Source organism: Verrucomicrobium sp. BvORR106 (assembly GCF_000739655.1).
GTDB lineage: Bacteria > Verrucomicrobiota > Verrucomicrobiia > Verrucomicrobiales > Verrucomicrobiaceae > Verrucomicrobium.
The window spans coordinates 26,979-41,714 of record NZ_BATR01000099.1 but is presented as its reverse complement, the minus strand read 5'-3'; the positions used below and the strand labels follow the sequence as shown (position 1 = coordinate 41,714).

Genomic DNA, 14,736 nt, shown 5'->3' with positions numbered 1-14,736 from the left:
CATTGCGAATGATGTCCAGCGCCACCCCCTGCTTGGTCAGAGCATTGCCTCCAACCTTGTTGAAGGTGATGGTGGACCCGACCAATTCGAAACCGCCCGCATCCACCGCCGTGAGATCCCCGATCGTCAAGTCGCCCAAAACAACCGCAGTGGCCACATTGATTTGGTACGCCCCGGTGTGCACCGCATTGATCATCCCGGCCACCGTGGCTGAGGGCACCCCGCCGCTCCAGTTTGGGATGGCGTTGAAGCTCGAACCGGGCGCCCCAACCCAAACAGACTGTGCCTGTACAGCAGTTCCTGACGCCATAAGAATCAAGCCCGCCGCCAGACCTTTCCACGTGGGTCGGGAAAGACGAGAGGCCTCAAGTGCTGAACAGAAGAAGGTTCGGATCATGAACTCGTTTTTTTATCTTTGGGATTTTCTGAAAGTACCGCCTGAAACGAAACAACAGGCCACATCAGGGCCGGTAGATGGAAAGGCGGGTGGTGACGGGATCCACCAACAAGGTGTAGTAGTTGGTCACTGCGGCCGGCGGTCGGGCTGCATCTGTCTCCGGCACAACTGCGAGGTGCCATTTGGACTCAGAATCGAGGCTGGTAGTTTCCGGATAGAGGACGAAAGACCGGTATTCCTCCGAAAGGGGCAGAAACGGTTCGTAGCCGTTCGCTGTCTTCATGACGGTCTCGACCACCATCGCATTCTGACCCGAAGGACGTGTCGCCAGCCCCAGCAAGGTGGACATCTGGGCATCCTCAGACATGGCCGTGCCCTCGGGCAGCACCACCATGGCCTGACGCACGACGGCCAGAGGACGGGCCAGGGCAGCGGTACCCGTGCGAGGATCCGTTTCACCAGGCTGGAAATACTCCAGCATCAATCCACCTCGAAAAAAACCTCCTGCAGGAGCTCCTTGCATGGAATCTTCCGCAGAAGGTACGCGATAAAAACGAACCTCCACGGGACGCCCTTGACCATAGGCCCGGCTCTGTGCCTCGGAGAGGAACCCGGCCATCTTGTCCCCCGCCTGCGTGAGCTTGGACGCACCCAGCGTCCCCATCAACCCGGGCATGACCAGAGCCAACAACAGCGCCACGACCGCTACGACAACCATAAGTTCGATCAACGTGAACCCATTGGCGGGTTCGCGATGGTTGCGGGTTCCACAAATAGAATGTGATTTCATCATAACCATTGGAGTCTTGACTGGAAAGGTCCCGTTATCTTGACGGAAGCCGTCAGGTCCCCGTGCCAGCCCCCCACTTGGAGGAGCGGATGGGAACCGTGGCCGTAAACACGCGGAAATTGACCTTCCGATCCACCAGCAGGCCAGTAAGCGTCTCCATGTCTGTGGCATAGCGGGCTGCGTTTCGGAACAGCGACGACTGGGAAAGTTCCCGCTGGAGCGGTGGGTTGGATCCCGCGTCCAGTTGCATGTTGATCGCGGAACTTTCGTCCATGGCCACCAGAGTGATCATCACCAGCGGCGGAAGCTGGTAGTCGGTGGAAAGTTGGGGCCGGCTGGGCAGCGTCGCGCCGTACTGACTGTCATAGGTGTAGGATGGAGCGATGCTCGTGGCCGCCACCCGGGCAGTCTCCGCATCACTCGGTGAGAGCTGCGGTGAGATCACCAGCATGAGGATGTTGTTCGCGATCGCACGGCTGCGCAGCGGTGCATTCTGGTCAAAGTCTCCGTACCAGGCTGCGGATCCAGTTTTCAGCGTGGGATCATACACACGGTTCCGCTCGGTGGGTGACCGGTACTCATACATCCGGTACCGATAGGAGGGCGGCTTCCCCAGCGCGGCCAGGTAGTCCGGACGGAGGGCGGAGTCGTCTCCAAACTTGATGTAGAAGCCGCAGCCATTGAGAGAGGTCGGCAGCCGGTAGTCCTTGGAATCCCCCAGCGGAGCCTGGAAGAACACCGCATGCCCCGGTGACAACGACTCTGCCAGTGAAGTAAGCTGGGGCGACGCCCCGGATGAGGAAAGCCCTGTGACGAACTGAAGCTCGGAGTATCGCACGTAGCCAGAGGGAGCTTCGTTGGCCCCCTTCCCGGGTGGCAGCAGCGGGTTGGTGCTTCCGTCATACCTGTAGCAGAGGTAGGGATTGAGGTCCGCCTGGCTGAGGGCATGGGTAATACGATCGAATGCACGCCGCGCCTCGCGGAAGGAAGACACCTTGGCCGTGCTCTGACGCCAGGCCCGCTGCACATGCTCCAGCATCGATGAAATTACTAACAGCAGTATGGCCAGCACACTGAATGACACCAGCAGCTCCACCAGGGTGAAACCACGGGTTGGGCCGGAACCGTGCGACTTGAATGAAGTGGGGTTTTGCATGGTGGGAGTCAGAACCGCCTTTCTTCAAAGCAGGCCGCGTGCCACCGTTTCTCCGCCTTCCCGCCATTGTCATATTCGTACCACTTGCGGTGACTAGCGGTCATTTTACCGTCGCCAGTTCACCACTCCACCAGGACGCCTCACCATGAGCAACCTCCTTATGAGCAAAGACAAGAAGGCTCCATTGAGCTGATTTTTCGCAATATTGAGCATCTCAGACAGGCACCCCCGATGCCACATCAGGAGATCCCCAAACCAACACCCGCCTTATTCACCATCCGATCAGTCAGCACATTTGTGTGGCAACTTCAAAAAAAGTAACCCCGCCATCTGCTCAGCAGCAGAGGCGGGGCGGCTTGAAATCACTGTGATATGCGGGGCGCGGTCAGGGCATGAACCGCTTTACCTCCAACACGCGGAACCGGTAAAAATCCTCCAACGAAGGCAGATCGAGCGGATTGGCACTGGCACCATAGTCAGGAATGCGGGAATCTGCGGGATCGATGCGCCGCTCGATCACAGTGGAACCACGAAAGTCGGTAAGGACATTGTCGCGATTGGCATCAAACTCTGTGGGAGTGGATGACCGGGCTTTGCGGATGACCTGCGCGCGATAGTGCACACGGAAGGTGTTGCTCTGCGTGGTGATCTTTCCATAGATGTTGGCATAGGGCCTCTCCCGCGTGTTGTCGCCAGTGAGGCGACGCTTCTTCCAAAACTCCTCCATATCTGAGACAGTGTAGGCAGGCGTTTGCGCATCTGCGGTTCCGTCTCCCCCAGTAAGATCCACATCTCCTGAAGAGCCTGGAATCTTTTTGGGTATGAGGTGGATTTCACAGATCTGGCTGGCGGTTCGGAAGAGCCCCCGCGTCGCAGCCGGCGTGGTTGGCAGCATGGCAAAGCGATCTTCGAACTGCTTGAGGACGCCTCCCACAATCTCACCACTGGCACCACGTTTTTCCGCTTCAAGCTCACGGTGCCAGTATTTCTTGGTGGCCTGCCCGGTGTCGGACAACCTGCCATCCTGATCCGTCCAAGGCTGCTTGTAGGTGTAGCCGTCAGAAGTGGCGACGAATTGGGAAGCCCCCGGCACCGACAAGTAATTCGGCGCATCTGCCGTTGGCACGGCTTTGAGCATCTCACCCTTCAGCAGAGCATGGAGCCCTGTCGCCCGCCTGATGTAGTGAAACGGCACGATCTGATAGTTGATGTTCACTTTGCCAGCGGTCGAAAATGGCTCGCTAATGGCGTACGGTTCCACCACCGGCATCCAAAAGAGATCCATGATGTAGTGATCTGCCGGACTCACCCCACCCTGCCATGCCGCCGCACCGGGGTGTTTCATCGGATCGCCCGGGGCACCATTGGCCGTCACCACGTTGGGGCGGAAGAGCAGGGTCCGCCAAGGATCTCCGGCACGCACCCCTGTAGGAAGGGACCCGAACATGCCCGGGGAGGGCATCATGCGGTTGGGCGACATGAAGCTCTCTCCTGATGCGGAGGAAAGCTCACCGTATGTCCACGTGCCCATATAGGCCAGCGGCATGCGGATGGTGGAGGCCGAGTCATTCGTGATGCGGAATGAGATGTGAGTGTTCCCCTCATCAGGCTTGTTGATGTAGGCCCCGTCGCGGAGGTCGCTGATGCCGTTGTCGAAGTCCCCGTACCTGGCAGCCAATTCTGTGGCCGAGGCGTTGGTGGGAAGGTCCGGTATGCGGGCGACACCATAGTTGGCCCCCGGCACCAGGCGGGTGGAGCTCAATCCACGATCATAGCCAGGTTCACGATCAGAATAGTAACGACTCAGGCTGTGGGCGACATACTGCTTGTAAGTCCCCACGTTACCTGGACCCGTGCCAATCTTCCCCAGGGTGGCAGTACGGGGGTGAGGAGCCCAGTCGCTGGCAGTAACGTCTGTTTTGGCGGCAAGAAGGCGGGAGTCACCGTGGGATGCCACCATGGTAAACACTGTGTCCTGCCCGCGGGAATCCCGCACAGCTCCGTTCTCCGGCTGTGTGTCGGAGTACTTGGTATCAGACATGCAATCCGTGGCCACGTCTGCCGCCGGGCTGCTTGGATTGAGCAGTGCATTGCTGAAAAAGCCGCTACTCGGGTCGAACGCCCAGAGGGTGCTGGCCCACCGGGGCACCCCATCCAGACCCACCGGCGCATATATGGCAGGAGTGGACAAGGTTGTTGGCACAAAAAGCCGTCCATTGGTGAGGAAGTCAGTCGTGTACGACGTGTTCAAGTCATCCACTCGCGACTGCACAGTCCAACGTTTGGTGCCGTTGTTCCAAAAGCCCGTGAACCTGCGCAAGGCCCCGCAATAGTTGAACGCCCACCACCTGGGTGCATGAATGGCCTCTTGTTTGTATAGTGTGCCCCCGCTGAGAAACTGCTTGTAGTCAGTACTCACGGTCACAAGTTGCGGCACTGGCACACTGGTTCGTGGAATCTCCACATTCACGGTCTGGACCAGATCCTCAGCCTTGGCATTGTGACTTGAATAGATCTTGATGGTGAGACGCCCGCCGGAGAAGTCCATCATCCCCTCATTTCCCGAGCCGTCCACGACAGGCACCGTGAGAAACTTGGTCGTAATGTCCAGGTTCCGGGTGCCAAAATGCGGTGCCGGTGCCACGCCGGTAGAGCGTGATCCGCCCCCGGATGTGTACTTGGCATCAGCAAGCACACCCAAGGTCTTGGATCCCACCCGCCGGTTGAAGGTCATGGCATAGCTGCTGGCCGCTCCGCCGAAAGGGCGGCTGTCTTGTGCACTGAAGAATTCGTGGTTGGACTTCCACTCGAACTCCGCTGCACCCACTCTGTCATAGAGATCCATGCCGGCGAGTTGCATATTCTTCAATCCCTCCACCTTCACGGTAAACTCAGGGTTCATCAGGCTGAAGCCGGGAGCTGGCATGGAGAATTTCATCACCAGCATGCCCTGCACTCGTCTCTCCGTGGGCTTCAGGGGAGGAGCACCAGATTCCAACGTGACATTCCAGTTCTCTGGTTTGCATCCAGGATGGTTGTAGACACTATTGGGCTTCTGATCGTCCAGATCGGTATCAACGCCGTAGTAGTTCTGCATCGTTTCAACCGTTGGCCTGGGAGGATAGTTCGAGTACCAGAATTGCTTCTTCATGGTTTTGTACCAGGGATCGAGGTCCTCTTTGGGCACCGCCGTTCCCGCCTCCTCCTTGGTGGCATCCTTCGGATTGTACCGCTCCATCTTGAGGGCCGTTCGACCACCACTCACCTTGCGATCGGAAGCTCCTTCTGCTGGCTCCTTCCAGTTCGGACCGTCTGCAACAGGATTCACATAGCTGCCCTTGTCTGTCGCGCCGTCCGCCGTGCAGATGAACTGAAAACCCACTTCCGAAAGCGCTACAAACCGCCCAAATCCAACATAGGTTTCAGGTCCGTCCTTGTAGAGCGAAGGTGCCACCATGCCGTGACCGGGGAATGAAGTCTCCACCAGACGCTCGGTGTACGCCTGTCCTGTGGCGCCACGTGTGGATGCGTAGCTCGCACGGTCATAGGTGTAGGTCTTGAACGTTTTGGGCCGTTCCGCGTACATGAATCCGTCGTAAGTGGGCTCAAGCAGGCCCTTCGTCCCCATGCCCGTGCTGGTAGCGTACTTGTCCCGGTCGTACGTACCACTGACCTTCTGCAGATCTTCCTTGGATGGGGCCAGGAAGCCGTCGTACAGGTTCGTGGAGCGCACGTAGTCGAAGATCTCCACCAGGATCTGCTTGTAGTCCTGGGGGTACTTGTCCTTGAACGAAGCTCCTCCCGGATACTTCTGCTCCATGAGACTGAAGAGATAACCAATCAGCGCCTTGTTGCGAGTCAGCTCAATGTCTCTCGTAGGGCTGTAGGCGCACTTTCTACGGAAAAAGTAGCTATCTTCTCCGCTGTTCCCCGTCTTCCCCATGGATGAGCAAAAGGCGATCAACTGGTCAAAACCCGTACGAAAATCCTTGGGGTTGGTCACGCCAAGCACGGCCTTGCCCGCCTCATATTCCAGCCCGCCCTCGTCCGCCACCGGCCACGCCGCGATGCGCGGCAACCCGAAGAGATTTGTCTCAGGCATACGGCTCTGCGCGGTGAGGAAGAAGCGCAGACGTTCCAGGTTCACCTTGCCCTCAACAGGTTGTCCTGGCTGGACAAAGAAGGGATCGGCCGTCGCCGCGCCGTTGGAACCATTCACGTACGAGCTCAGCTTCCGGCGGCCGCTTTCAAATCCATCTGCGAAGTACAACTCATCCACCGAGGCATAGAGACGCTCCTGGATGGAATCCACCAGCGACAGATACTTGTTGTACAAAGAGGAGTCTTTGTACGTACCGCCCGTACCCGTGTAGTTGTCCACAAACTTCCAGTAGGGCACCGTGCCCGCTTTGGACCCACCGAAATTGATCTTGGGGGTGAGCTTATAGATCGTCTCCTTGCGTTGCAGAATCTCCCGGTAAGCGGGATCAGTGCCGCTGCGTCCATAGAGGTCCATGGGCCTGTTGGGGAAGAACACCGTGCTGAGAGCCACCGTGGCCGGATGCCCAGGATACCTCTGAAACTCGTGTGAAGTGGGCTGGTAGTACGCCCACCACAGGTCCCGATCATGGAACAGCGATGGCACCGTCCAGTAAGTGGGCTCACTCGCCGTGTTGATGTTGAGCTTGCAGGATTCATCATCCGACCAGAAGGCCACGCGCCCGGAGATCGGGTTCACCCGCCCCTCGGTGTCGCTGAGCAGACTGCCATCGGGCTTGATGAACCGGTTCGCGCTGTCCAGCACCCCAAAGGTGCCGTCCTTCAGAACATACATCCACTCCACCGGCATGGGCAGGCGGGCATCCAGGCTGGTGGCCGCTGTGGACGAAAGAGGATCCACGACGCCATTCACCCCGGCGGAGTAGTAAAACCCCTCCACATTGTTGTTGTTCTCCACTGCTTCTTCAGACCGCACATAGGCGCGCGGATCCAGAATGGGAAAGTAGAGATGCGGCGTCCCCGCCCCGTCCGAGGCTGGCCGAATGACGGGCTCATTGAGATCAACATACCGATTTGGACTCATGTTCCAGCTTACTGGCGGCTTGTCATCCACCATGGCTCGCTCCGCACCCCGCACGACCATCTGGGAGCTGGAGTAGAGCTTGTAACCAGAATCAAACGCGCCCTCAGTGGTGTACCGCCGCACGGCGCCCGGCTGGGAGGACCATAGATAACGCTTTCCATTCGCCGCCCCCTCATCCTTGCGCTTGGTGGCCTGCCACACCTGATCCATGACCACGTTCACTGCGGAGTCCGCCAGCTCTCGGGAACGCTCCTGATACGTTTGTTGATTCGAAGAAGCCAGCTCCGTTTGAGAGACTGAAAACATGGCCACCGTCAGCAGCGTCATGAGCGCCAGTACGGAAACCACGGTGATGAGGGCGATGCCGCGACGCCTTTTTGCTCCGAAGACGCGTTGATTGACAGGGGTGATTTCTTTCATTGCGAATAAACAGGGGTTGCCCGGTCTCGTATGTCACCCCTGTCAAAGCACCCTTCATGCCACTCATTTTCTTATGCCGTCATACTGTCACTAATGTATCAGTTACTATGATTACTGCACGGTTTGGCAGCTAACTATCCTGCAAAATGCGGCCAGCAAGCAGCATGCAATTCCAGAAAACGGCGGGAAAAGCCGTGCTCAACTCACTTTGTGTCTGAGGGCATTTTGCATCAAACATGCCACTTCGACCATTCTTTGTAATCACATGTGGCTCCTCTATCCAGGCATGAGGGTGCATTCGATGAAATTACATCGTCACCCCGTTCCCCCGCCGTTCGCAGCCGCTTATTTGCCCTGTTTCCAGCGCTTTTCCCACTTGGCCCACTCCTTCTCCTTCAGATCACGCGGTTTGTTCGTGAAGTAGTCGTAGGCCACCTTGTTGTGCTGTGCCATTTCGTGATAGGTGGCATACACCACCCCGTCGCCAGCGCCCGGGAAGATGGGCAGACCGCTCTCCAGGCTGTAAAACCTGGCCCAGAGGACTTCGGTGCTGGAAGGATCCTGCACATAATCCGTACGCCCCTTCTCATTCTTGATCCTGCGGAGACCAATGATCTTTTTGGACTCCAACCAGGCAATGCCATCATTCACCACCCCGCGCATTTCCTCGGTGAGCGGTCCTTTGCGCATCAGGAAACGAAGCATCACGGCGCTTTCCCCCCGCTCAGAGATGGGGGCTCTTTCAACCGGGCCGCCACGGGCACGAGTGTCAACGGATCATGCTGGGCACACCAAACCGTACGCACGTCATTCAGCCGCACCTGACAGGTCAGAAGGCAGTTCAACCCGCGATCAAAGGCCGCCTGCGCTTTCTGCCGGATCTCCGCCGACACCCAGTCAAATGGCGCATCGCCGTGGCTTACAGCATGCAGCACCTCCAGCGCATGGGTCACCGCCCCGTCATTGAAGGTGATGGCCTCATGGTAGCCGGGTTCGAGGGGATAAACTTGGGGCCAGCCCCCGTTGGGAAACTGCGCTGCGAGCAGCCAGTCGATGCCGCGCAGCGTGGCCACACGGCAGTCCTCCCTCCCGTGTGCTTGCGCCACCTGGGCCAGGAACTTGATCTGTTCCGTGGTCGCACGGTTATCCAGAGTGCCACAGTAGTGCCAGCCCTTCCCGTCCTGACTGGTCCAGTGTGTGCCTGGCTTGCGGGACCCTTTGGCATAGTCCACCGCTTTGCTCCAGCCGCCGGAGGGCGTCTGGTAGGTCAACACAATGTCGGCCAGCTTTGCAGCCTCCGCCGTGGCGTACCAGGCCACATCCATCTTCTCATCGTCGAACTCAAACTCTTTGGAGTCCTCCGGAGCCGGGGTTGAGACTCTTTGTCCGAGTTTACGGCCCTCGAGGGCCAGCGCTCTGCGCTCCTGCAGAGCCAAACGCTTCGAGCGGGCGAGATACTCCTGCCAGACCTTGCGATCCGGATCCGGGAGCGCATCAATCCGCGTGGGGGTGAGCATTTGCAGAGGGCCATGGGGTTCGCAAACCCAGGTACGGTTCAAACGCACGGTTTCACCCTCTCGCGCCCGAATCTCCAGGCTCTCCCATCCCACGTCTGGGGTAGGAACCACGAGTTTGAACTTCCCCTCGTTGTCCGCCTCAGGCAAAGCCTGCCAGGAGGCATTCTCTCCCGCGCCCGGCACGTTGAGACGCCATTCCCATACGGCCGAAATTCCTGAGGCGGCCCCAGAGTAGTGCAGCTCCAGCAGGTCTTCACGCAGGTCGCTGGTCCAGTCAGGATCCGCCTTTGCGGAACTGAATGCAGCGAGGAAGAATGAGAGCAGGGCACGAAATTTCATGAGTGGCAACCCTCACAAAAGCCCCTCCCAGCGGGGTTGCAAGGCATTCATGTCTGCTGCGGCCAGCCGCCGCACCCCTATCACAAAAAAACGCCCCCATGCTCACCGCATGGGGGCGCTCACACGAACCGTCACCATCGGTTCGCTGATCCATCACACACATCCAAGTTACACCATTTAACCAGCACAAAATCGTTCAAACACGCCTTAGAACTGCCGCGTGACGGTGTAGGCCACCTTCTCGTGTTTGCTGTCTACCTTGTCGAAATCGAAGTTGGCCTTCGGGCTCACGGCCACGTGGAGGATCACCTTGCGGCTGTCAGAGCGCACAGAAACACCGCCACCAGGCAGCGTGGGCGCGGTACCCGCGTCCACCACCTCAAACTTGGCCACATAAGAGAGCGCTTGCCCTTGAGTACCAGACAGCCCGCCTTCATTGCCGGCGGTAAGGCGGGTGCCTTCACCGTCAAAGTAGCGCACCGCTCCGTGGAAATCGGCGAGCTTGCTCCAACCCACGCCGCTGCCGGTCTTGTCGCCCCAGTCAGCGGATTGCAGTTCACCGATCATCTGCTGGCAGATGCGGGAGGAGGAGATGGAGTCCCCTGCCTGACGCAGGTTTTCGAGGCCGGCGGGGATCAGGCCCAGCAGTGTGAGCATGCCCATGGAGGCGATGGCCACCGCGATGGCGACCTCAGGAAGAGAGAATCCTTCCGCGACAGCGGAGGCACGATGACGAATGGCACGGGTGAGCAGGGTCGTGTTCATGTCTTGTGAGTGGAACAGGGGTTGAACGGATCTGACTTGAAAGATGCAGCACCGGCCATGACGTGGCTCGATGCAGCACATTCTCCTCAAGCACCCGCCGTGCCACCGGCGTGCCAATGTCTTCACGCAGTCACATTCGTACCATTAAGCGTGACTTGCGGACACCGTCGACGCTCACTCCCGCCGACAGCCCGCGTGAAGTCAGCTTCCACTGACCACAATCTTGCCAAAATGTGCTCCCGCCGCCATGTGCTCGAAAGCCGCGGGTGCATCTTCAAACGCGAAGGTGCGGTCCAGCACCGGTTGGATGCCATTCTGCACAATAGCGCGGTTCATCTGCTCAAACTGCACCCGGCTGCCAACATAGATACCCTGGAGCGTGACGCTGCGTGCGATCACCGGCCAAGGATTGACGAGCCCCTCGAAGCCCGTGAGCACGCCAATGAGACTGATGCGCCCACCATAACGCACGGCATCCAGTGATTTCTGCAAGGTGCCTGCGCCACCCAGCTCAATGATCTGGTCCGCCCCTGTCTTTTGAGTTAGTTCAAAAACCCGGCGCTCCCAGTCAGGAGTCGTCTTGTAGTTGATCCCTTCATCAGCCCCCAGTTCCCTGGCACGAGCGAGTTTCTCATCGCTGCTGGAGGTGATGATGACACGCGCTCCATGCGCTTTCGCAAACTGGAGGGCAAAAATGGACACCCCGCCCGTCCCCAGCGTGAGCACGGTCTGACCGGCCAGCATCTGGCCCTGCCCCACGAGGGCGTTCCATGCCGTGACCCCGGCACACGGCAGAGTCGCCCCTGCCGCAAAATCCAACGTGGCAGGCAGATGCACGAGTGCATCCGCCCGGGCAATCATGTACTCCGCCAGCACTCCCTGCAGCGCCCCCCCAGAGCACTCTTCATGATGGTGTGGGTCATCCCACCCGCAGGCCAGCTCTGAAAGAAGGCCGAGATCACGCGGTCCCCTTCCTTCCACTGCGTGACACCCGCCCCCAGAGCAGCCACCTCCCCCGCGCAATCTGAACCGATGGTGAACGGCAGCGGCAGATTTCCAGGACGCTCACGCCGCGTAGTCCCTAGGTCACGATAGTTCAGCGAGACCGCACGCACCCGCACCAGCACTTCGCCCGGGCCGGGCGTAGGGGTGGAGATCTCGGTGAGCTTCAGTCCTTGAGGGCCAGTTGGTTGTGCGATCTGCCAAGCTTTCATGATGATGGATGGTACGACGCGAGTGCGGAGGCAAGCTCTTCACTCAGCGGGAATTCTGCTGACATTACGAACCCACAATAGGGGTAGGACTTACGTTCTCAGAGGAAACTCCCTGAGACGCCAGATGAATCTTTGGGAATTGAGGTGTTGAAAGGTTGAGCATTGCAGCTAGCCCGCTAAGGTGCCGCCCCTCATTCTTCTCAGTCATGTCTATGGATCTGCCAGTCTCCGGTCAACGTTGGGTTAGCGACACTGAACCTGAACTCGGACTCGGCATCATATTAAAGGCAGCCTTCGGGCGGCTCGAAGTGCTCTTCCCCGCTGCGGCTGAGACCCGCCAGTATGCCCTGAAGTCCGCGCCCCTGCGTCGCGTGCGATTTACAGAGGGTGACGTCGTGCAGTCACATGCCGGTGAGGACTTCACCGTGGTCAGCGTCGAAGAGTCCAACGGCCTGCTGGTGTACAAGACAGACAAACGCGACCTTCCCGAGGCAGAGCTGTCAGACTCCATCAGCTTCAGCAAGCCGGAAGATCGCCTCACTGTCGGCCAGGTGGATGAACTGGGCACTTATGATCTGCGTATCAAGGCCCACCAGCACCGCAGCCGCATGCGCCAGAGCCCGGTGCGCGGCTACGTAGGAGGCCGGGTGGACCTCCTTCCCCACCAGATGTTCATTGCCTCAGAGGTAGGCACCCGTCTCGTCCCTCGTGTATTGCTGGCTGATGAAGTCGGCCTGGGCAAGACCATCGAGGCGCTGCTCATCTTGCACCGCCTGCATCTCACCGGCCGCGCCGGCCGCATCCTCATTCTGGTGCCAGAGGCTCTGGTTCACCAATGGTTCGTGGAATTGCTGCGACGCTTCCACCTGCTCTTCCACATTTTTGATGAGGCTCGCTGCGAATCATTGGAATCGCATGATGAATCCGCGAACCCGTTTCTCGAAAGCCAGCTCGTCATTTGCAGCCTGGGCTTCCTTTCGAGTGACGAAAAACGTTCCCTCCAGGCACAAGAAGCCGGCTGGGACCTCGTGGTGGTGGATGAGGCCCACCATCTGGAGTGGACCCCACAGGCCGCCAGCCCGCAGTACACCCTGGTGGAATCCCTCGCCGCCACTTGCCCCGGCCTGCTCCTGCTCACGGCCACCCCACAACAGCTTGGGCCAGAGGGCCACTTCGCCCGGCTCAGACTCCTCGATCCCAACCGGTATCAGTCACTCGAGAAGTTCCTGCAAGAGGCGGAGCACTATGAGGTCGTCGCACAGGCCGTTGACCGCCTCCAGTCCGGCCAGCCTCTCAGCAAAACGGATGTAAAACTCTTTGGCGGACAGTCGGAGCGGGTGAAAAAGCACTGCGAAGCGCTTGCGGCTGGTGATGAAGACTCCCGCCCTCTGCTCGTTGCAGAACTGCTGGACGAGTTTGGCACCGGGCGCGTCATGTTCCGCAACACACGGTCCGCGCTCAAGGGTTTCCCTGTGCGCGAGGCCGCACTCTACAAGTTGACGGTGGAGGCGACCGCTGCGGAGGACGAGGAAGATGAAGACAGTGATGCCGCTGATCTGGGCCTGATTGCCAAGGTGAAGTGGCTCGCAGCCAAGCTCAAGGAGCTGGATCCGGCCAAAGTGCTGCTCATCTGCAAGACCAAGGACCTCGTGGAGGAGATCCACACCTTGTTGATTCATGAACTGAATGTGAATGTAGCCCTCTTTCATGAGGGTCTGTCCATGCTGCAGCGCGATCGCAATGCAGCCTACTTTGCCGAGGAAGACGGAGCCCGTGTGCTCATCTGCTCCGAGATCGGCAGTGAAGGGCGCAATTTCCAGTTCGCCCACCACCTCGTCTTGTTTGACCTGCCGGAAAATCCGGAGCTGCTGGAGCAGCGCATCGGCCGCCTCGACCGCATTGGCCAGACGGATACCATCCACATCCATGTGCCGTATGTGGCAGGCTCCCAGGCAGAAGTCTTGGCTCGCTGGTACCATGACGGGCTGGACGCTTTCCAGAACATTCTGCACGGGGCCAATGAAGTCCGCGCTGCGGTGGCCGCCGATCTCGAGGCCTTGCAGGAGACCTTCAATGCCAAAAAGCTGACCTCGCTGATCACAAAGTCCAAGAAGCAGCGCACGCTCATCACCAAGAAGCTGGAGAAGGGGCACGACCGGCTCCTCGAACTCAGCTCTTGCCGCATCCCCCAGGCCACTGCCATCATTGAGCAGATCCAGGAGCTCGACACTGACCGCGAGTTCGAGGAATTCTTCATCCGGATGATGGACCACTTCGGCCTTCAGGTCGAGGAACTCACCCACCGCACCTACCTCATCGCCCCGGGGCAGAATGTGGATGTGGCCCTGCCTGGCCTGCCGGAAGAAGGCCTGTCCATCACCTTTGACCGTTCTCGCGCCCTCACCCACGAGAACATCGCCTTCATGAGCCAGGATCACCCCCTGGTGCGCGGCTCGCTGGACGAACTTCTGGGTAAAGAGACGGGCAACTCCGCATTCGGCATCTGGAAAGGATCTGGGAACGAAGGCCTCCTCCTGGAGACCTGCTACATCCTGGAGTGCACCGCCCCAGCTGCCCTGCATGCTGACCGCTTCCTCCCCGTCACACCAGTGCTCATCACGGTGGACCACGCCCAGGCAGACCGCACCGGTGACCACGGCATCCGCCCTGCCCGTCTGGACCGCGGCGACATCGCCAAGCTGCTGGACCGCGGCGTGGTGAAGAAGAAAGTGCTGCCCAGCATGCTCTCCACCTCCAAGAAGCTGGCCGCCGCCCAGATGACCAAGGTCACTGAGGCCGCCGTCGCTGCCATGGAAGCGCAGCTTCAGAGCGAGATCGACCGTCTGGAGGACCTGCAGAAGATCAACGACCACGTTCGGCCCGAGGAAGTCGAAGCCCTGCGGAAAGAAAAGGACGAACTGGCCAAGGCCATCGCCGGGGCGACGCTCCGGCTGGATGGCCTGCGCCTCGTCTGGAAGATGGGTTGATCAAAGTCTCCAGTCCGCCAGACACCTGACTCCAGACCTGATTTGACGACTACGCCCCGGAGGGTGGA

At 59.2% G+C, this 14,736-nt stretch carries 6 protein-coding genes and 2 pseudogenes; 1 reads left to right on the top strand and 7 read right to left on the bottom strand.

The genetic code is table 11. The annotated features are described in order from the left end of the window. From BV106_RS17430 to BV106_RS17395, 7 genes and pseudogenes are all read right to left on the bottom strand, one after another. The coding region (locus tag BV106_RS17430; protein ID WP_038166820.1) for a hypothetical protein at positions 1-220 on the bottom strand (220 nt) is incomplete at its 3' end. Between the two features lie 241 nt (positions 221-461). Continuing rightward, complete coding sequence (gene vccD / locus BV106_RS35790) at positions 462-1,187, bottom strand: Verru_Chthon cassette protein D (protein WP_265595793.1); 726 nt, start codon at positions 1,185-1,187, stop codon at positions 462-464. 52 nt (positions 1,188-1,239) lie between these two features. After that, on the bottom strand, positions 1,240-2,343 hold the full coding sequence (vccC, locus tag BV106_RS17420) for a Verru_Chthon cassette protein C (protein WP_038166819.1): 1,104 nt from the start codon (positions 2,341-2,343) through the stop codon (positions 1,240-1,242). 385 nt (positions 2,344-2,728) lie between these two features. Next, complete coding sequence (gene vccA, locus BV106_RS17415; protein ID WP_038166818.1) at positions 2,729-7,846, bottom strand: Verru_Chthon cassette protein A; 5,118 nt, start codon at positions 7,844-7,846, stop codon at positions 2,729-2,731. Positions 7,847-8,191: 345 nt separating this feature from the next. Beyond that, positions 8,192-9,171, bottom strand: a pseudogene (gene pelA, locus BV106_RS38635) (pectate lyase). A gap of 738 nt (positions 9,172-9,909) precedes the next feature. Further along, the gene (gene vccB / locus BV106_RS17400) at positions 9,910-10,467 is read right to left on the bottom strand and encodes a Verru_Chthon cassette protein B (protein WP_038166814.1); all 558 of its coding nucleotides are present in this window, start codon (positions 10,465-10,467) and stop codon (positions 9,910-9,912) included. A 201-nt stretch (positions 10,468-10,668) separates the two neighbouring features. Next, positions 10,669-11,681, bottom strand: a pseudogene (locus BV106_RS17395) (NAD(P)-dependent alcohol dehydrogenase). A 206-nt stretch (positions 11,682-11,887) separates the two neighbouring features. Between BV106_RS17395 and rapA the strand changes: the two are divergent. Beyond that, on the top strand, positions 11,888-14,668 hold the full coding sequence (gene rapA / locus BV106_RS17390; RefSeq protein ID WP_051945990.1) for an RNA polymerase-associated protein RapA: 2,781 nt from the start codon (positions 11,888-11,890) through the stop codon (positions 14,666-14,668). Positions 14,669-14,736 lie beyond the last annotated feature (68 nt).

What these genes read in the sequence shown, in the direction of transcription:
- vccD (WP_265595793.1), bottom strand. Translation starts at nt 1,187, where the DNA reads ATGAAATCACATTCTATTTGTGGAACCCGCAACCATCGCGAACCCGCC.
- vccC (WP_038166819.1), bottom strand. Translation starts at nt 2,343, where the DNA reads ATGCAAAACCCCACTTCATTCAAGTCGCACGGTTCCGGCCCAACCCGT.
- vccA (WP_038166818.1), bottom strand. Translation starts at nt 7,846, where the DNA reads ATGAAAGAAATCACCCCTGTCAATCAACGCGTCTTCGGAGCAAAAAGG.
- vccB (WP_038166814.1), bottom strand. Translation starts at nt 10,467, where the DNA reads ATGAACACGACCCTGCTCACCCGTGCCATTCGTCATCGTGCCTCCGCT.
- rapA (WP_051945990.1), top strand. Translation starts at nt 11,888, where the DNA reads ATGTCTATGGATCTGCCAGTCTCCGGTCAACGTTGGGTTAGCGACACT.